The sequence below is a fragment of the uncultured Acidaminococcus sp. genome (genome assembly GCA_900538365.1).
Classification (GTDB): domain Bacteria; phylum Bacillota; class Negativicutes; order Acidaminococcales; family Acidaminococcaceae; genus Acidaminococcus.
Genome location: UPXT01000021.1, coordinates 1 through 18,621 on the forward strand (window position 1 = coordinate 1; position 18,621 = coordinate 18,621).

The following is an 18,621-nucleotide window of genomic DNA, read 5'->3' on the forward strand; positions in this document are numbered from 1 at the left end:
CCCCTTTATTTTGCAAGGACTATTTTTCCCTACCGAGAAACATTTTACGCTTAGGTTATGCGGGTAGTCTCTCCACAGTCAAACGTTACATCGCTTCCCATAAGAATTTAATCCCCGCAAAAAGATGCCTTGTAGAATCACGTGGAAATCGTGGTATCCGTTATTTTACGGAACCTGGTGAAGCATTCCAGATGGATTGGGGATTTGTCAATGTGCAGACATCATATGGAGATAGTATCAGGGCAGCAGCCTTTGCGTTAATCTGTCATCATTGTGGTATGTGTTATGTGGAATTTTTTCCTAACGCCAAACAGGAGAACTTGTTCATTGGGATGCTTCATGGTTTCCAATATATGGGAATTCCTCGTTATATCCTGACAGATAATATGAAAAGTGTTGTACTGCATCGAGATAGTTCTGGTTTTCCCATCTGGCAAAAGGACTATGAATCTTTTATGGAAGATGTTGGCTTCAAGACGAAGCTATGTAAACCTCGTCATCCATATACTAAAGGAAAAGTAGAAAGGCTTATCCGTTTCGTCAAGGAAAATTTCTTGCCTGGAAGGTCTTTTTGGAACATCACGGATTTGAATAGACAGTGCCTTGCCTGGTGTGAAACACAAAACAGGCATTTTCACTCTGGTATGAAAAGTACACCCGAAACGATTCATGCGTCCGAGTGTGCAAAAAAACTAGGCCCTTTGACTCTACATGATGCCATCCTTTTCTACCTCTGCCCTGAACGGAAGGTATCCTTTGATGGATTTGTTACCTACGAACAACGTCGTTTTGGCGTACCCCTAAGCTATAGCGGCAGTATTGCACGGGTAAAGCGAGACCAGGAAACCTTGTTTATCTATTCGGATGACATGAAATCTCTTCTCGTAACATATCCCGTAACCTGGACGAGGGAAGACCGGCTTTGCAAAGATCAGTATGTCAAGCAGCAGCCAGAAGAGTTGCCTACGGCTCCTGTTCGGGCAACGATACGGCAACTAGCGGTTCCTTCTTCTGAAACACAACTGTCCTTTGAGAAGTTCAACTTCAGCAAAGGAGGTGCACGCAATGAATGAAGCAATGATGGAAAGCATTCAAGAAAGCTGCGCTGTCCTCCATCTTAATCTGACAGGAAAAGAATTTGCAGCCATGGTTACGGAACAGAGTCTTTCAGAAGAAACGGTTAATGCCATGGAGCAGCTGCTACTTCATTTACGGGAAAGGAAACGGCAAGCGACTGTACAGACATTACTTCGTCTCAGCCGTTTGCCGTTACGAAATCCTAGGACCTTCGATAACTTTAATTTCTCCCTTATCCACGGCAAAGATACCAGGAAACTTGAGCAATTACGGACATTATCCGCTGTATATGCGCATAAAAACATTGCTCTCATTGGCCCTCCTGGAACAGGAAAGACTCATTTGGCACAAGCCTTTGGTTACTCTTGTTGCCAAAATGGATTAAAGACCTATTTCATTAAGATGACGGAACTGAACGACCGTTTCCACGCGGCAAGACAAGGTGGCAAGACTGCCAGACTGCTCAATATGCTGGTTCGACCATCCTGCCTGATTATTGATGAAGTTGGCCACTGTGAGTTGGACAAGGAAAACACAAGGATGTTTTTCGATCTCATAGATCGCCGTTACAACAAGCAAGGTGCATTCAATATGATCTTTACCAGCAACAAGAACCCGTCTGAGTGGCGTTCATCCTTTAACGAAGATGATGCATTATTATGTGCCTTAGACCGGATTTTTGATGATGCTATGGTTTTCCTGTTACGTGGAAACAGTTTTCGTGGCCAACAGATGGAAACATTTACTGTGCAGACCGAGAAACAACGGCTAGCAGGAAGTGTAGAACAGCCAAGAATCTAATCTGAGAGGAGGAAGTGCATGAGTTATTGGCTCTTTTTATTGAGCTGAAAATGGCTAAATTAAATGGGCTCTATTTGGCTTTTTCTACTGGCCTCTAACATCAAAGTACTTCGATTCAAAGATGACACCAACATTTCTTGGGCGCTTTTAGCATGGATAGACCTGGTAAAAAGCGCTGATTTACCGGAAATGAACTCTCTGGTTAAGTCCTTTACCTACTGGTACGAAGAAATCAAGAGCGCTCTTATCTATCCCTACTCCAACGGCTTTACTGAAGGCTGCAACAATAAAATCAAGGTGTTAAAACGCATCTCATTTGGTCTGCGCAATTTTGAGCGCTTTCGTAATAGGATTTTGTACATTAACACACGCAACGAAAAAGGACACGCACTGTCCTCAGTGCATGTCCTCTCCAGGAGTGCATAGATACTTTAGCACCCCAAAATTTGACAAAGAACCAAAAAAGAGGGCTGCCTGTGCAGTCCCCTTGAATCATCCTTGCTGGTCGGCCATCTGGGCCAAATGTTCCGGCGTAAGGTCGAAAAAGTGCGTCGTATCCTTCTGGAAGAAGAGATTGACCGTTCCCACCGGACCATTACGATGCTTGGCCACGATGAGTTCCGCCACGTTCTTTTGTTCCGTATCAGGATTATAGTAATCGTCACGATAGATAAAGCAGACAATATCGGCATCCTGCTCGAGGGCCCCCGATTCACGAAGGTCGCTGAGCATCGGCCGCTTGCTGGTCCGCGACTCAACACTTCGGCTGAGCTGACTGAGGGCAATGACCGGTACGTTCAGTTCCCTGGCAAGGCCTTTGAGGGACCGGGAAATTTCACTCATCTCCTGCTGACGATTGTCGCTGGCCCGTTTCGACGAGCCCTGCATGAGCTGCAGATAGTCAACGATGATGAGATCAAGTCCGTTTTCGGCCTTCCAGCGCCGTGCCTTGGACCGCATTTCCATTGCCGTCATACCCGGCGTATCATCCAGCATGATACTGGCATTGCTGAGCCGGTCAGCAGCAGCAATGAGATTTGGCCATTCCTGGTCCTGGAGCTGTCCAATCCGCAGACGGGAAGCATCAATGCCAGCCTGACTGCAGAGCATACGCTGGACCAGCTGCTCCTTGCTCATTTCCAAAGAGAAAAAGATAACGGATTTATGGCCCTTGATTCCCACATGTTCCGCAATATTGAGCACCAAGGAAGATTTACCCATGGACGGACGGGCAGCGACAATGATAAGGTCTGACGGCTGAAGCCCGCTCGTCATCTTATCAAAATCCGTAAATCCCGTAGGAAGCCCCGTAAAGGCTTCCTTTGAATCATATAGTTCCTCGATGCGTTCCATAGCACCGCGAACAATATCACGGATCTTGACAATCCCGCCGGTTTGGGTCCGGTTGGCAACAGAAAGGATTTTCTGTTCCGCCTCGTCGATGGTTTGGGCAATGTCGGTATCTTCTTCATAGCCCGTGGCCGCGATGGACGTTGCCGCATTGATCAGCTGCCGGCGCAGGGATTTTTCCTCCACGATCTTGGCGTGGTATTCCACGTTCGCCGCCGTCGGAACAGCGTTGGAAAGGTTGGTGATGGTCTGTGAACCGCCAACTGCATCAAGCTTGCCCTTTTTGCGGAGCTCCTCAATGACCGTGACAAGGTCGACGGCCTCATTGCGTTCATGGAGGTCCTTGATGGCGCCAAAAACGATGCGGTCATCCTGACGGTAGAAGTCATCTTCCCGCAGGATCTCACAGGCCTTTTCAATGGCCTCGCGACTGATGAGCATGGCCCCCAGCACACTCTGCTCGGCCTCCACATTTTGAGGGGGAATCCGGTCTTCCATGACTTAAGCCTTTGCTTCTACGACAACCTTGAACCTAGCTGTAACTTCCGGCAGAAGTTTGGCCGTAGCCGTATATTCACCAGGGCTCTTGATGGTCTCGGGAATTTCGATCTTGCGGCGGTCAATGCCTTCCATCCCCGTCTGGGCAAGGAGTGCGTCTGCCACATCCTTGGAAGCGATGGAGCCAAAGAGCTTTCCATTTTCACCGACCTTGACGGCCAGATGAAGTACCACTTTTTCCAGCTGCGAGGCCAGAACAACTGCTTCATCATGGGCCTGGGCCTTGCGGTGGGCCGCTACCTTTTGATCGGCCTTGGCCTGATTCAGGTTACGGGCCGTTGCTTCCTGGGCAAAGCCCCGAGGAATGAGATAGTTGCGGCCATAGCCTTCAGCCGTCTCAATGATTTCACCTTTTTTACCCAACTTCTTTACGTCCTTCAGCAGAATTACCTTCATCGGAATCGCTCTCCTTCATTTGTTCTTTTGCCATCTCAATGATTTTCGGAATCAGGTCCTCGGCCTTGGCGCCCTTAATCTGGACACCGGCTACAGTCTGATGACCGCCGCCGCCGAGTTCTTCCATCATGGTCTGGACATTGACGGACCCGTCACTGCGGGCCGAAATACTGACGCCATCGTCGCTCTCATTGAGAACGGCGCTGACATGGATATCATTCATGGTCAGCAGCTCATCGGCTGCTTGGGCGACAACAACGGAAACATTGCGGTCATTCTGGGCACCGCCGGAATGAACCGAAACAGCAAGACCCGGAATGGGTTTCTTCATTTCCGTAATGATCTTGGCCCGGAGGATAACAGAGGCGTCATCTTCTTTAAAAAGCTGGGATACGGCATGAGGATCGGCACCATAGCGCCTCAGATAGGCCGCGGCCTCAAAGGTCCGTTCACCGGTCTGGACAGCAAAGTTCTTGGTGTCAACAACGATCCCAGCATAAAGGACGGAGGCCTCCAGCGGGCTGATTTCCATGCGTTCCTGGAAATACTGCAGGATTTCCGTAACCATTTCACTTGTCGAGGAGGTGGACGGCTCCATGTACTGCAGCCTCACTTCCTCAATGACATCTTCAGCCCGGCGATGGTGATCGATGATCACGCGCCGCTTGATGGCAGCAAGGAGTTTTGGTGCCGCCGTCAGCATGGCTCGATGATGGTCCACCAAAACCAGGAGACTGCCCGGCGTACGCTGCTCCATGGCAACCTCTTCACTGATGATGAGATCCTCATAGGGATTATTGCCGTGGGTTACGTTTTCAATATTATCTACAGCAGTCCCCTGACCGCTCCAGACAATATAGCACTCCTTGCCCAAGGTCCGGGCCATCTTGGCCACACCAATGGCCGCGCCAATGGCATCATAGTCCTCGTTGACGTGGCCCATAATAAAGACCTTATCGGCATTTGTCATAAGCTCGTGGATGGCCTGGGCGACAATCCGGGCCCGCACACGGGTATTTTTCGCCTGCACGCTCCCGCGGGCGCCATAAAAGCTCACTTCATCGCCAATGGAGACAACGGCCTGGTCTCCGCCGCGCCCCAAGGCAAGATCCAAACAGGACTGGGCCTTTTGAGCCATTTCCGAAAGGGTCTTCATGCCGCTTGCCACACCGATACTGACGGTCGGTGTAATCCGTGGATTGATTTTGATTTCCCGCACTTTATCAAGGAGGGGAAACTTTCGATTGATGGTATCGACAAGGCCTTTCCTGTTGATGCCTACTAGATAGAGGTCTTCGGAATACTTAAGGGAATAGCCGTTTACTTCTTCCGCCCAAGAGTTGATCGCCTTCGTGATGGCAACCACCAGGCTTGCCCGGTCGCTCTCATTGAGGCCCTTTAGGGCATCAGCGTAGTTGTCGAACTGGACATAAGCTACAACGGGACGCTCGTCCTCATAACGGCGCTGCTGCCGCTCCTTATTGGTCACATCATACAGGTAGATGACAACACCCGTGTCACTGCCAGCTTCTTCCGTTGTCTGGATGGGACGGACCAGCATGGAATAGATGCGGTCGCCAATCTTGATGCTCTTATCGGAATCACGGACCCGGAGGGTCGCAAAATTATTTTCCGGTGGCGGCAGGATCTTGTCAAATAAGGAGCCCAAAGGAGCATCCACATTGATGTACTCATTGAAAAGGCGGTTTTTCCATTGCAAGTGGCCCTCCTGGTCAAATACAGCAATGCCTACAGGCAGGCGCTGCACGGCGTAATGGTTGGCCCGCTCAATATTCCGCACCACCGTCGTCATAGCATGGTTGAACCATGCCTCCCGGAGCTTGCTGCTGCGGGAACTGAAATAATAGACGAGAAGGACAGCGGTAAAGCCAGCGGCTGTCCAAATCACCTGGTTTACATAAAAGCCATAGACGACACAAAGGGTGCCGAGGATGGCCGCCGCGACCCGAAGGGTACGCCATAATTTGGCTCGTTCTTCGTCTTTCATGGTCGATTCTCCTATCTGCTGCGCAGCCTGCGCTGATCCGTTACCATCTCAATGGCTCCCATGACCACGAGGAACTGGGAAACAAGGGGGATCACGAAACTGGTAAGGACTGCCAAGGGAAACCAAAAACGCGGTTTACCCCGATACTGGACGTACCAAAGGACCACACTGAGCCCCTGCAGCAAAAGCAGCATGCTTGCCACAGTAAAGAGCGTGTAGCCTCCCAGGAAGCCATAGCTGGTCTCATCTCCGCGAAAATAAAGCAGCGTTGCCATCCCCAGTCCGTACCCTCCTAAAATCCAGCGCGGCAGGGTCCATGTGGCAAAAGGAGGAAACCAAGGGTAGGGGTCCCCCAATCGGGAAAGGACCTTCCGGGCCGCCCAGTAATTGACAAAAGCCGAAATGGGACAGCTAAGGAGCAGTCCAGCTGGAAGAACGAGACTCAGCATATGCTGCATCCGTTCCAGGGATTCCGTGGTCATGATCCCGGAAACCCCCAGCGTATCATAGATGTCCTTGGTCATTTGAACAGATTCAGCAATGGCATGGGTAAAGGATTCCACCACATTGATGCCCATAAGGAAATAGGCTGCAAGGCCGCTGAGGATAATGGATAAAAGGGCCCCCAGGCTTCCCCATAAGAGGACACTGGCAGGGGATTTCTGTCGCCGCATCCCTTCCCCCATGACAAGGCCCAGGATGCCCAGGATAAGGACCTGGGTAACAGCCTGAAGGGGACTGATGAGAACCGCAACAACGGCACCGGTAACCAAAAGGCAGAGAACGCTCCACATCAGACCATTGCGCCTTCCGCATAGGATAATGGGAAGGGGCCACCAAACGCTTACGATAACATCAAGAACGGGAATATAATTGCCGATGAGGGTAAAAATCACCGCAATGGCCGCCAGGATACCTGACTCCACAATGGCTGAAGTTTTCCGTCGAATCATGGTGTTCCTCCTTATAGATACGTCTTTTTATTTTACACCATTTGTGGGGGATTGTCACCTTTTCCGGTCCCTGCAGGAAGGGATAAAGGCGGCATCCATCGGTCACCTTACAAAAAAAATGACGCCAAAAAGGCCCCCGGAAACCGGGGGCCCATCCTTTTAGCTGGAGCTACCGACAGGATTTGAACCTGCGACCTGCTGATTACGAATCAGCCGCTCTACCAACTGAGCTACAGTAGCACTAACGGATTAATTCTATCATATTCCCTGATGTTGGTCAAGCCTTCTCTTTATTTTTTTCGCAAATCAGGACTCAAGGTCAATCAGTCGGAACTGGGCATGGGCCATGTCGAGCATACGGGAAGCCAGCCGCTTGCAGCGGGCAAGATCCGCCGTGAAGCAAACTTCCAGGGACCCTTCCCCTTCCGTTTTCAGGAGACCTTTATTTTGGAGATGCAGGACAGCCTCATCCGTCGTCATTTCCGCTGGATCAAGGACCGTCACATGAGGTCCAAAAGCGGCTGCAATCTCATCGTGGAGGAAAGGATAGTGCGTACAGGACAGCAGGAGGGTATCAATTCCATGGACTTTCATGGCCTCTACATATTCCTTGATAGCTTCCTGCATTTCCGGACGGCCAAATTTTTCACCTTCAATGAGGGGCACAAGTTTCGGACAGCCAAGTCCAAACACCTCGACGCCAGGGTCAAGGCGCTCGATTTCCCGCTTATGGGCCCCTGTGGAAACCGTAAAGTCCGTCGCAAAAAAGCCGACTTTATTGTTATGGGTGACCGCCCTGATATTGGACGCCCCCTTGGCCATGCCAATCACATCAAAGTCATAGCCATTGCGGATCGCATCAAGGCCAAGGACAGTAATGGTATTGCAGGCAATGACCAGTTCCTTGATCTTCCGACGAGCCAAATGGTCGGTCATTTCCTTCACAAACCGCTGGATTTCTTCCCGCGGTCGGTCCCCGTAAGGCGTACGGGCCGTATCCCCGATAAAAATAAACTGCTCGTGGGGCATTTTCTTCTGCAGCCATTTGAGGACCGTCAGGCCGCCGACACCGGAATCAATGACGCCAATGGGCCTATCCTTCTCCATGCTATCCCTCCAAGATCTAACCATCTACATCAGTCATAACCGGTATTATACCATATCAGGCACCACTTGGAATGCTTTTTTAGGGGGAATCCGGTGGTTTTTCCGTCCCTTCAAAGCGCCTCAGTATCCAATCGTGGCTGCCGTTTCCTTAAGGATCTCGGCAGACTTTTGCAAAGCATCCCCTTCTTCTTTGCTCAGGGAAATAGGAACCACTTTTTCAATCCCTTGGGCCCCGACGATGGCAGGCACGCTGAGTGTCGCCCCGGAAAGACCAAATTCCCCATCAAGATAGACGGATACAGGAAGCACGCTCTTTTCATCACGGATGATGGCACTGCAGATACGGCGTACCCCCATAGCGATGCCATAATAGGTTGCCTTTTTCTTCTTGATGATCTCATAGGCACTGTCCTTGACGGACTGGGCCAAATGCTCCATGGCGGCTTCGTGGTCATGATGGCCGCGGAATTCACAGAAGCGGCTGAGCGGCATACCGGATACATAGGCACTGCTCCAAACAGGGATTTCGCTGTCACCATGTTCGCCGATGATATAGGCATCAATGTTCCGGGGATCCACATCAAGGTGCTGACCCAAAAGGTATTTAAGGCGGCCCGTATCAAGGACGGTCCCGCTCCCAAAGACGCGGCTCCGGGGGAACCCGGACAGCTTTTGCGCAACATGGGTCAGGATATCTACAGGATTGGCCACGATAAGGAGAATGCCTTGATAATTGCGTTTGGCAATCTCGGGAATGATCGAGCCAAAAATGGCGGCATTCTTCTTTACAAGATCAAGGCGCGTTTCGCCCACCTTCTGACTGGCACCTGCCGTAATGACAATGATGGAGGCATCCATGATGTCATCATAGTCCCCAGCGTAGATATTCATAGGGGAAGCAAAGGTCATTCCGTGACCGATATCCATGGCTTCCCCTTCCGCCCGTTCCCGGTTCACATCGACCAGGACCAGTTCCGAGAAAAGCCCCTGTTCCATCAGGGCAAAGGCACTTGTAGCCCCAACCATACCGCAGCCGACAATGGCAATCTTTCGAGCATTGATTTCAGGATTCATAGCAAAGCTCCTTTCATAATATGTAATTCTTTCCCGTACAGTTCTCCTCCATTGTAGGTCACCTTTTCGAGAGATTCAATGGATAAGAAAATAGTCCCACTTGCAAAAATAATTGGACGATTTGATGCACAAAAAAGAGGCTTCGTGGTAAAGCCTCTTTTGCCATTATTTATGTTGGATATATTTGGTTGGCCACACGTCTGGAGGAATGGGGCATTCATAGGAAGCCCCTCCAAGGCGCTCTGCCAGCTCCTTTTTTGCCCGCTCAAGGAGGATAGGCTCTTCCATGACTTTCTTCGCACTTTCCGCCATAACGCGGGCCGCGTAGTACATCCCAGAAAGGGCCACCGCACTCTGTCCCATGGCTACCCACTGCCAAGAATGAGCCGTCGTGCCAATAGGGAAGGTCGCGGTGTAACACTGGGCAAGGGGTGTCACATAACTTACATCCCCTGTATCAGACGATCCCATTTGGATAATGGAATTGGGCTGGAAGGGAACAATGAATTCTCCAAAACGGTCCTTCTTGATAAGCTTTTCCAAAAGTTCCCGATCAAGAAGAGGCGTCATCCCTGGATCGTGGAGGATACTATCTTCCGGCACGGTCTTTTGGAATTTTTCCAGATAAGCCTTTTCTTCTGCCGTTCGTTTCGGTGCCCCCACTTCCACCATGGCTTCATGCATGACCGCTGCAAGCGTATCGTTCCGCACCAAATTTGATACGGCTTTATCAAAACGGAGGGAAAAGGACGTTTCCGTCATAAGGGCCGCCCCTTGGGCAATCTTCTGCACCCTTTCATAAAGCCGTTTTGCTTCGGCGTTGCTCTTGCTGCGGATAAGGTAGAGGACCTCGGCATGCTCCTGAACAACATTCGGGGAAACCCCGCCCGTATCAAGGACCGCATAATGGACGCGTTCATAATCTGCCATATGTTCCCGAAGGTAGTTCACGCCCACATTCATCAGTTCCACCGCGTCAAGGGCACTGCGGCCCTTTTCTGGAGAGGCTGCCGCATGGGAAGCCTGCCCGGTGAAGGTAAATGCCGCCTGAATATTGGCTTGGTTGCTGCCCGTTGCAACAGCATTCATCGTTGCCGGATGCCACGTAAAGGCGGCATCCACATCGGCAAAAAGGCCTTCCCGCGCCATATAGGCCTTTCCGCTTCCACCTTCTTCGGCAGGACAGCCATAAATCCGCACCGTTCCCTTGTTAGGATGGGCTTTTAAGTAATCCCGGAGCAAAAGGCCGGCCCCAATGGCAGCCGTTCCCAAAAGGCAATGGCCGCAGCCATGTCCGCACGACGTCTCAGGGCGGGGCTTTTTTTCTGCCACGTCAAGTTCTTGGCTAAGGCCGGACAAGGCGTCATATTCGGCGAGGATGCCGATGATGGGATGCCCCGATCCAAACTCCGCCTCATAGGAAGTTTCCATGCCTGCAAGGCCTTCCTTTACGGCAAAGCCTTCCTGACGCAGGAAATCCGTCATGGCCTTAGCCGACTTTGTCTCGGCAAATTTCAGTTCAGCCGCATCCCAGATTACGGCATTGAGGGCCTTTAGTTTTTCCGCATAGTTTCTGGGAAGGTACGCTGTCTGTTCCATGCTGCTTACCTCTTTTCCTGGTTATGATCTCCGGGCATCAAGGGCCGATAACAGCCGCTCCCGGGCCAGTTCATAACAGGCATTGACATAATCTCGGCCTGTCTTGTTCACAAGTTTATAGCCAATAAGGGCCGCCGTCGCCTGCCCCACAACGGGCACGACTTTAAGAAAGGTCCGGGCCACGAGCTGCCGGCTTGCATTCTTTAGGATGAGATTGATGCCCTCCCGGCTCATGCCGCCCAGGACAAGGCGTTTATCCTTATCGGACACTTTTTTGCTTGACGCAATGATTTCTTCCGTAATGCCAAAGGTCTCCCGAATATTGTTGTAAAGCTGATACAAGATCATGAAATCCACAGCCGCATCAACAGCGATGATAGGATTGAGCCCATTATACGCAGAATAAGTGGCACTGCGCTTGACAAAGGTCATGGCCGCCGCCTTTTTGGCCTCGAGCTGCTCCTTCGTCCGCGCTTCAGCCGTAAGGATATACTTTTCCTTCCGTGCTTCATTCATCTTGCTCATGATGACATCATTCAGGACATCGATGCCCACCGGATGGTCCCTGCGGGCCGACACAAAGACCAGGTCAATATCCTGCGCTCCCAGCTGCGTTTCCACGTCACTACGGATGATGGCCTCACACTCTTCCAAGGTCCGACCTTCCTCATAGATCAAGTCAATCTTGCTGCGGACAAAGATGCAGGGCTTTTTCATGGCTTCCAGCATGCGGAACAGCCGCGTATCAGCAGCCCGCAGCTTATCAGAAAAGACGCAGAGAAAAAGGTCGTACTGGAATGGCCGGAACCGTTCGAGAAAAGCTTCTTCCGGAAACCCATCCGTTCCGTAGCCAGGAAGATCGATAAACGTCACATCCCCATTTTCCACAACGACAGCGTCAGTCGTTGGTTCCGTCAATTCACCGGCCTTTACAGCCTCCCGTCCGCAGACGGCATTGATCAGGCTTGATTTGCCGCTTCCAGGTTGACCAAAAAGGACAATACGCACATTCTCCTCATCGATTTCTTTTTCAATGTTCTTGATATCTTCACGTTCTGTGCTCATGGGTCCCCCACTCGATTTCTGTCTGGAGCCGTCGGCGGGCATACTCGTAACAGATCCTGACATATTCTTTTCCAACATAATACATACTGCCCGCATTCATCAGTGAAGCAGCAGCGGCCCCAGCAAGGGGAATGAATTTTGCCGCCTTCTCACCCGCCCGTTTGCGTAATAAGAAGCTCAGGCCCTTGGTTACGCGCTCGCCTGTAACTCCACCAGCTACCTTTTTCACAAGATTCACCCGACTGCCTTCGATGGGAAGATCCCATTTCCCCAGGCCAAAATCCGCACGGATTCCTTGATACATTTCCTTAAGGATACGCGCATCAATGACGGCATCCATACCGACAACAGGGTTAAGGCCGTTTGCGGCCGCCATGGCGGTATAATTACGCACCCGGCGGTCGGCCGCCCGACGCTTCAAAAGAAGGGTATGCTCCGTATACGCTTTTGCCTGACGGGCATAGCGGTCTTTCAAGGCCGGCTCCAAATGATCCATGATGGCTTCCTGAAGATCCGGGATTCCCCGTTTTTGGGCATTGCCCCAGTCCTTCCGGCAGCTCGTAAAATAAAGCGGCACACAAGGTCCTACCTGGTGACGGACATCCTTCTGGATTTCCTCTTCAAGACTTTTTAGGGACCGAAAAGGAGCATAAAGGCCATCAATCTTATTGCGCACAAAAAGGCAGACCCTGCCCAGCCGCTGGAGACGGGAAAAAAATTCCGTATCCGCCTCCGTAAGCCTGCCCGAAAAAATGCAGAGAAAAAGGTCATATTGGAGGGGATCAAAATGGCTGAAATACCCTTTTTTGGGAAACCGCGCCGTATCATAGCCAGGCAGGTCCACATAGACAACACTTCCCGCTTCGATGATCTGGGCCTCTTTGGTCGTATCCGTCCCGGTTCCAACCTTGGCTTTCTTCTCCCCTATCAGTTCATTGATCAGGGAGCTTTTGCCGGCACCGGGCTGTCCAAAAAGACAAATCCGAACTTTTTGTTCCTTTTCTTTCTGCCAAGCTTCCAAAAACCGAAAGGCAAGTTCGCCATAGACATCATGGGGAATCTTGGAAGCAGGGGCAGCCGGTTTGAGCGAGTCCGTGCGAAAAGAGGCGGTCCTTTTCTTATGGAACGGACCTGTAAAACGGCTCGCAAGGTCCATCAAATAGGCTTTTCTAAGCTGGGAAAGCTTCATCTTTCCACCGTCCTTTGCGTGCTATGGGCCCCAGGCCCAATGGGATGTTCCAAATTAGGATAGTTCATCTCTTATTATAGCATAAGCGGGGCCTTTCCTGTGGAAACTTCCCCCCGATTCCCTCCCCTTGAGACTCAAGGTTTAGGGACAATAATCCGGACAGTCCCCGGTCTTGAAGGAAAAGAGGCAGCTTGACGCTGGGGCGTACTGCTGTAAGGACGAGGCTGACGCACCAAAAAGGGCTGCTTTTCCTCAGGTCCCACAGCCGTAGGAAGGTGGGCACCTTGAGGCGGAAGGAGGGGCCGGACCGTGCGAAAGACGGTTTTTTTTCTGCGCAGGATGCCATAAATAGGACGATAAAATCCAGCTTCAGGCTCCAGCAGTCCCTGCGGCTGATTACGTAGCCGGATGGTCCAAAGGGGCGGATCATCATAAAAAGAAGGACGCTCCACCGTAAGGGGCATAAGATCTTCCCTGTAAAGCGGCAGGGACCCTCGTTTTGCAAGGGTTTTGGCCTCACCTACCTGCCCATTGCTGAAAAAAATCAGGAAAATGGCCAAAAGGCTCTCCTCAAGCCACCTGATCCGCAGTCTTTGTTTTTTCATGGTTCTCACCTCATTTTCCGTTAGAACAATCCCCCAAAAAAGAAAGAAGGAACCCTGATTCCCCAGAGTTCCCCGCTAGATTAATTTTATCAGAAGAAAGGAACAGAAGGAAGGGGCCTTTTCCAAATCAGCCATAGAACATCTACTTATGATATAATAGGACTGCTTCCTCTTAATAAAGGAGCTTCGATTGCCTCACCGATGGCTCCCGCCACTCTTTATTGAAGGGCAGGTCCACGGCGTAAAGCCAATGGGCATGAACATAGCGAGAAAAATATACTCTTGACGGGATCTTCCTGTCATCTGCCGGTTCAGGATTTCCTGTTTGAGAAGTACGAAACTGCCGAGCGTGATCGAATTCGTTTAATTTTGCCAAGCTGCTGCCTTACTCGTTCTCATGTGATGTCATCGAGTTTGCTGTAATCATCATTTACTGAAAATCTATTTATTTGAGAAAGTGAGGTGAATGGGGCATTCCTCCCCGACCTAAAAAGTCGGAGTATCCTGCCCCACATCGAGATGAAAAAAATCCTCTTTTTGACGACAGGCGGCACCATTTCCTGCGTCGCCACGGAAGATGGCCTGGAGCCTACCCTTTCCGGCAATGATATCCTTACAGACGTCCCTGAACTGCGGACGCTCGGAGAGATTACCGTAAAAGACCTGACCAAGATCGATTCCAGCAATGTGGTTCCGTCAGACTGGAGCAGCTGGGCGACCCTTATCGGGGATAACTATACCGAATACGATGGCTTCGTCCTTACCCATGGAACGGATACCATGGCCTACACGGCATCTGCACTCTCCTACATGCTTGTAAACCTGGGAAAACCTGTCGTCCTCACCGGCTCACAGGTCCCGCTGTCACTATCCAACTCCGATGCCCGCAGCAACTTGGAACTGGCCTTTACCATAGCGTCAAGCGGCCTTCCCGGCGTTTTTGTCGCCTTTGGCAATAAGGTCATCAAAGGCGACTGCTGCAAAAAGATCTTTACCCGCAATTTCAATGCCTTTGAAAGCGTCAATGAAGCACCGGTTCTCTTTTTTGATAAAAACGGCATCAAAAAGAACCTCCCCGACCGACGGAATGTGGGAGGATTCCGTGTTGAAAGCAAGATGGAAGAAAAAGTCATGGCACTTACAGTCACGCCTGGACTCAAACCTGACATCATCGACTACGCGGTCCAGCGCGGCTACAAGGGCATCGTCCTTGAATGCTATGGCGCAGGCGGCGTCAATACAGGGCGGGATAATCTCCTGCCCGCCATCCGCCGGGCCATCAAAGCCGGAGTGCGGATGGTCTGTGTCTCCCAGTGTCTTTTTGATGGGGTTGACCTGTCCCTTTATCCCATGGGAATCCTTGCCGCTCAAGCAGGGGTTGAATCCGGCGGTCCCATGACCTTGGAAGCAGCCGTTACCAAACTTATGTGGAGCCTTGCCAATCCGGCCTTACAGGAAAACTGACGGTAGGGGTTCGTAGCCACAGGGGAAAGCCAGTCTTTCCCCTGTCTTTTTTTATTTATGTTAACCTTATTTATTTTAACGGTGTACATATCTTTTGATCCGGTCTATACTTCTCCTATCATATCGATCTTAAGGAGGGTTTCCCGTTGCAATCCATATGTTCTCCCGCTTCTTTCACCAGCTCCTCTGGAGCACGCCTTCGGCACCGCATCGAAAAAAGGCTCCGCACCCTGCATGCAGCCGGCCTTGCGCGGACCATCACAGACCTTGACATGATCGGTCCCGTTACAGCAAAAAGCCGCAGCGGCCAGATCTACACCGTCTTTTCAAGCAACAATTATCTTGGCCTGACCCACCATCCAAAAGTGCTGCAGGCCGCGGCTGACGCCCTTGTTAAAGGGGGAACTTCCGCCACGGGATCTCGGCTCATTTCAGGAGGAATCACCAGAGGAAGCGACCTTGAAGATGCCCTTGCCCGCTTCAAAGGCTGTGAGGCGGCGCTTCTTTTCAACACCGGCTACATGGCTAACTTAGGTGCACTCTACACACTTCTCAAAAAAGGTGACCTTGTTTTCAGTGATGAGCTGAACCATGCCAGCATCATCGACGGCTGCCGGATCAGCGGCGCTGAAGTCATCGTCTATCGCCACAGTGATATGACAGACCTGGAACAAAAGTTAGCTGCCCATGCCAGCAACCAAACAGCCGTCAAGCTCATTGTTACAGACGGCGTTTTCAGCATGGATGGTGACCTTTGCAGGCTGCCGGAACTGGCGGCGCTCAAAAACCAGTATGGAACACTCCTGATGGTGGATGACGCCCATGCAGAAGGCATCATTGGACCTGACGGAAGAGGAACGGGAGCCTATTTTGGGATTCATGGCGCCATCGATATCCAAACAGGTACCCTCAGCAAAAGCCTCGCCTCTGAAGGAGGCTATGTCGCTTCTTCCAAGGAAATCATTGCCTATCTTACTTGTCGCGCCAGGCCCTTTGTTTTCAGCACCTTCATCAGTCCCCATGATACAGCAGCCGCTTATGCCGCACTCCAAGTCCTTCAGGAAGAAGGGCCTACCCTCATGAAAACACTGCGCGAACATACAAGGTTCATTCGAGAGGGTCTCCACGCCTTGAAGCTCCCCGTTCTTCCAGGAATAACGCCCTTGATTCCCATCATGGTCGGCTCTGCAGAAAGAGCGTCCGCCATTGACGCTTTCCTCAAGGAAAGAGGCATCCTGCTGTCCGCCATCCGGCCGCCTTCCGTTCCCATGGGTACCGCCAGGCTGCGTCTCACGCTTTCAGCAGCCCACACAAAGCCGCAGCTTCTGCAGGTTCTTTCCCTTCTCAAGGAAGCTTGGCAGCAAATCCCATAAATAAGGCTCCGCTAAAAAGCATCTTTTTAGCGGAGCCTTATTCATAAGCAAAAAGTACCTACGGGATATTCTCATTATTGCAGCCATATGTCGCCGGCTTTGCCCCATCCCAGTAGGAAGAGGATGAGTTTTTTCATGATGAGGACCTTCTTTCTTCATGAACCCCGTTCAGCAAGTTCCCCATCGTCTGATTCCGGGCTGCCTCGATTTACGTTAAAGCAGCCAACGTTTCCTCATATTGTGCATCCGACACTTCCTCAAGCCACTCATTGGAGGTATTGACGCCTTCAGGATCCATGGCCAGATGACTGAACCAGGCATCTGCCACGGCACCATGCCAGTGCTTGACACCGGCAGGGATGTGGACCACTGAGCCTGGCATCATGAGGATGGGTTTTTCCCCCCAGGCCTGATAGATGCCTTTTCCGCCAACACAGATGAGAAGCTGTCCGCCCCCCTTATCGGCGTGATGGATATGCCAATTGTTCCGGCATTTGGGTTCAAAGGTCACATTGTAAATGGAAACCTGCTCCGTCGAAACGGGAGCCAAATAGCTTTGACCCTTGAAATACTTGGCATAGGCATCATTAGGCCCGCCGATTGGGAACATAAGTTCCTGGGCAAACCGTTCCTTTTCCGTAAGGGCGGGCGCCGCTTCTTTCCATACGGCCCCAGCAAGGCCAAAAGCCGCCCAGGCTTTGGGCCAGCCCGCATAAAAGCCAACCTGGGTCAGGATGCCGGCGATTTCCGCTTTGCTGACACCATGATCCTTGGCATTTTGGAGATGGTAAGACAAGGCGCCATCCGTTATCCCCATGGACACAAGGCTCGTCACCGTAATGATGCAGCGCGTCTTGACATCCACACTGGGGTCGTTCCACACCTTGCCAAAAAGAAAATCATCGTTGGCCTCGGCAAAAAGCGGGGCAAAATCCCCTAATTGGGTCCGTCCAGCAGTCTGGACAATCTTTTTCTCCATATGGATTCAACTCCTTACTGATTGCGCAGTCCTTTGCACAGGTATTGCTACTTTGAGTATAAAGAGATTGAATGTCCATTTCCAATACTTCTTTTTCATCCTTGCCCATGCTCCAAAAGCATAGGCAAGGAGATGACCTTCATGACCCTTGAGGCATCAGGAAAAAAGTTTTTCCACAATGCCCTTTTGATGAACCTTGCTGTGGAGGATTTCCCCGGTCTGCGCATTAATAAGGAACTCATAGCTCATATTTCCCTGATCCACCCAGGCTTCGTAGAATACAGGACGATGTGACCCCATCGGTCCTGCCATTGGCTGCATGCCTTGAAGAGGCAGCGCTTTATTTTGTGCAGATGGTGCAGTAAGATCAGCAGGATTGCTGCCCGAAGAAGCAGGTGCCTGATCAGATGCCTTGTTGGGCCCTTCCTGAGGGGTCTTTTGGTCCTCGCCTCTTCTTACCCGGTCACGGCCGTCATGATCGTCATGATGATCTTTTTTGAACAGCTTGCGGTCATAGTCCCTTTTTTCTTTATCTTTATGACCTTTGTGCTCCTTCCGATCGGGTTTTGCCTCTGCTAGGCGCAGGCCTTTCAGTGTAACGCTCCCTTCATCGGTTCCGAGCAGGCTTGCAATCTTACCAAGCACTTCATCACTTGAAAGAAGGGGTTCATTTCGCTCCGCCGCAAGCTTTTGGGCAAGTTCCACTTTGGCAGCGGCTTCCGCCTGCCGACGGTCAAAACGCATCTTTTTCAAGGTCACCTTTCCTGCTCCTGCAGCAACAGCAACAAGAACAACCACGGCCGCCCCTTTCTTAAGGTTGCGGGGTGAAAACCCTTTTTTGCAAAGGGCAGTCATTTTCTTTGATACACATTCCCATTTTTCGATTTTTTTCTCATCCATGATAAGATTCCTCTCTTTTGCCGGACAAGGTAACGGGATCTGCCCGTTTTATTGGATCCGTGTTGTTGACCCTTATCATAGAGGGAACGCATGAAGTCCCTATGAAAGAAACTTGAACATCTT

At 51.1% G+C, this 18,621-nt stretch carries 16 protein-coding genes, 1 tRNA gene and 1 pseudogene; 5 read left to right on the forward strand and 13 right to left on the reverse strand.

Going from position 1 to position 18,621, the window contains the following annotated elements; all coding sequences use genetic code 11:
* The 3 genes and pseudogenes from QZQ08_RS05590 to QZQ08_RS05600 form a co-directional block, all read left to right on the forward strand.
* Window positions 1–1,073: DDE-type integrase/transposase/recombinase (locus QZQ08_RS05590; RefSeq protein ID WP_296329148.1), on the forward strand; the 1,073-nt coding region annotated here is incomplete at its 5' end.
* Window positions 1,066–1,878, forward strand: a complete 813-nt coding sequence (locus QZQ08_RS05595) for an ATP-binding protein (RefSeq protein ID WP_296329152.1) — start codon at window positions 1,066–1,068, stop codon at window positions 1,876–1,878. The genes QZQ08_RS05590 and QZQ08_RS05595, both read left to right, overlap by 8 nt.
* 102 nt (window positions 1,879–1,980) lie before the next feature.
* A pseudogene (locus QZQ08_RS05600) lies at window positions 1,981–2,304 on the forward strand (transposase); the annotation flags it as partial.
* Between the two features lie 66 nt (window positions 2,305–2,370).
* Here the strand turns inward: QZQ08_RS05600 and dnaB are convergent.
* The 11 genes from dnaB to QZQ08_RS05655 form a co-directional block, all read right to left on the reverse strand.
* Window positions 2,371–3,726, reverse strand: a complete 1,356-nt coding sequence (gene dnaB / locus QZQ08_RS05605; protein WP_296329155.1) for a replicative DNA helicase — start codon at window positions 3,724–3,726, stop codon at window positions 2,371–2,373.
* A 3-nt stretch (window positions 3,727–3,729) separates the two neighbouring features.
* A complete protein-coding gene (gene rplI, locus QZQ08_RS05610) occupies window positions 3,730–4,182 on the reverse strand; it encodes a 50S ribosomal protein L9 (protein ID WP_296329157.1) in 453 nt (150 codons plus the stop codon).
* Window positions 4,142–6,190, reverse strand: a complete 2,049-nt coding sequence (locus QZQ08_RS05615; protein ID WP_296329160.1) for a DHH family phosphoesterase — start codon at window positions 6,188–6,190, stop codon at window positions 4,142–4,144. The genes rplI and QZQ08_RS05615 overlap by 41 nt, the downstream gene beginning before the upstream one ends.
* 11 nt (window positions 6,191–6,201) lie before the next feature.
* Window positions 6,202–7,143: a YybS family protein gene (locus QZQ08_RS05620; RefSeq protein ID WP_296329163.1), complete on the reverse strand. Its 942-nt coding sequence runs from the start codon at window positions 7,141–7,143 to the stop codon at window positions 6,202–6,204.
* Between the two features lie 164 nt (window positions 7,144–7,307).
* Window positions 7,308–7,383 (reverse strand) — tRNA-Thr (locus QZQ08_RS05625).
* 66 nt (window positions 7,384–7,449) lie between these two features.
* Entirely contained in the window at window positions 7,450–8,250 is an 801-nt protein-coding gene (gene murI / locus QZQ08_RS05630) for a glutamate racemase (RefSeq protein WP_296329165.1), read from the reverse strand.
* A 120-nt stretch (window positions 8,251–8,370) separates the two neighbouring features.
* Complete coding sequence (locus tag QZQ08_RS05635; RefSeq protein WP_296329168.1) at window positions 8,371–9,324, reverse strand: L-lactate dehydrogenase; 954 nt, start codon at window positions 9,322–9,324, stop codon at window positions 8,371–8,373.
* Between the two features lie 165 nt (window positions 9,325–9,489).
* The gene (locus QZQ08_RS05640; RefSeq protein WP_296329170.1) at window positions 9,490–10,923 is read right to left on the reverse strand and encodes an amidohydrolase; all 1,434 of its coding nucleotides are present in this window, start codon (window positions 10,921–10,923) and stop codon (window positions 9,490–9,492) included.
* Window positions 10,924–10,944: 21 nt separating this feature from the next.
* A complete protein-coding gene (locus tag QZQ08_RS05645; protein WP_296329171.1) occupies window positions 10,945–11,988 on the reverse strand; it encodes a GTPase in 1,044 nt (347 codons plus the stop codon).
* Window positions 11,972–13,177 (reverse strand): GTPase, encoded by a 1,206-nt coding sequence (locus tag QZQ08_RS05650; RefSeq protein WP_296329174.1) that lies wholly within the window; start codon window positions 13,175–13,177, stop codon window positions 11,972–11,974. Before QZQ08_RS05650 ends, QZQ08_RS05645 begins: the two co-directional genes overlap by 17 nt.
* A 134-nt stretch (window positions 13,178–13,311) precedes the next feature.
* Window positions 13,312–13,782: a hypothetical protein gene (locus tag QZQ08_RS05655; protein WP_296329178.1), complete on the reverse strand. Its 471-nt coding sequence runs from the start codon at window positions 13,780–13,782 to the stop codon at window positions 13,312–13,314.
* A gap of 462 nt (window positions 13,783–14,244) precedes the next feature.
* Between QZQ08_RS05655 and QZQ08_RS05660 the strand changes: the two genes are divergently transcribed.
* Both QZQ08_RS05660 and QZQ08_RS05665 read left to right on the forward strand, forming a co-directional pair.
* A complete protein-coding gene (locus QZQ08_RS05660) occupies window positions 14,245–15,246 on the forward strand; it encodes an asparaginase (RefSeq protein ID WP_296329181.1) in 1,002 nt (333 codons plus the stop codon).
* 146 nt (window positions 15,247–15,392) lie between these two features.
* The gene (locus QZQ08_RS05665) at window positions 15,393–16,619 is read left to right on the forward strand and encodes an 8-amino-7-oxononanoate synthase (RefSeq protein ID WP_296329184.1); all 1,227 of its coding nucleotides are present in this window, start codon (window positions 15,393–15,395) and stop codon (window positions 16,617–16,619) included.
* Between the two features lie 208 nt (window positions 16,620–16,827).
* Here QZQ08_RS05665 and QZQ08_RS05670 read toward each other — a convergent pair whose 3' ends face one another.
* Entirely contained in the window at window positions 16,828–17,598 is a 771-nt protein-coding gene (locus QZQ08_RS05670; RefSeq protein WP_296329187.1) for a carboxymuconolactone decarboxylase family protein, read from the reverse strand.
* Window positions 17,599–17,754: 156 nt separating this feature from the next.
* On the reverse strand, window positions 17,755–18,498 hold the full coding sequence (locus QZQ08_RS05675; protein WP_296329190.1) for a hypothetical protein: 744 nt from the start codon (window positions 18,496–18,498) through the stop codon (window positions 17,755–17,757).
* Between the last annotated feature and the right edge of the window lie 123 nt (window positions 18,499–18,621).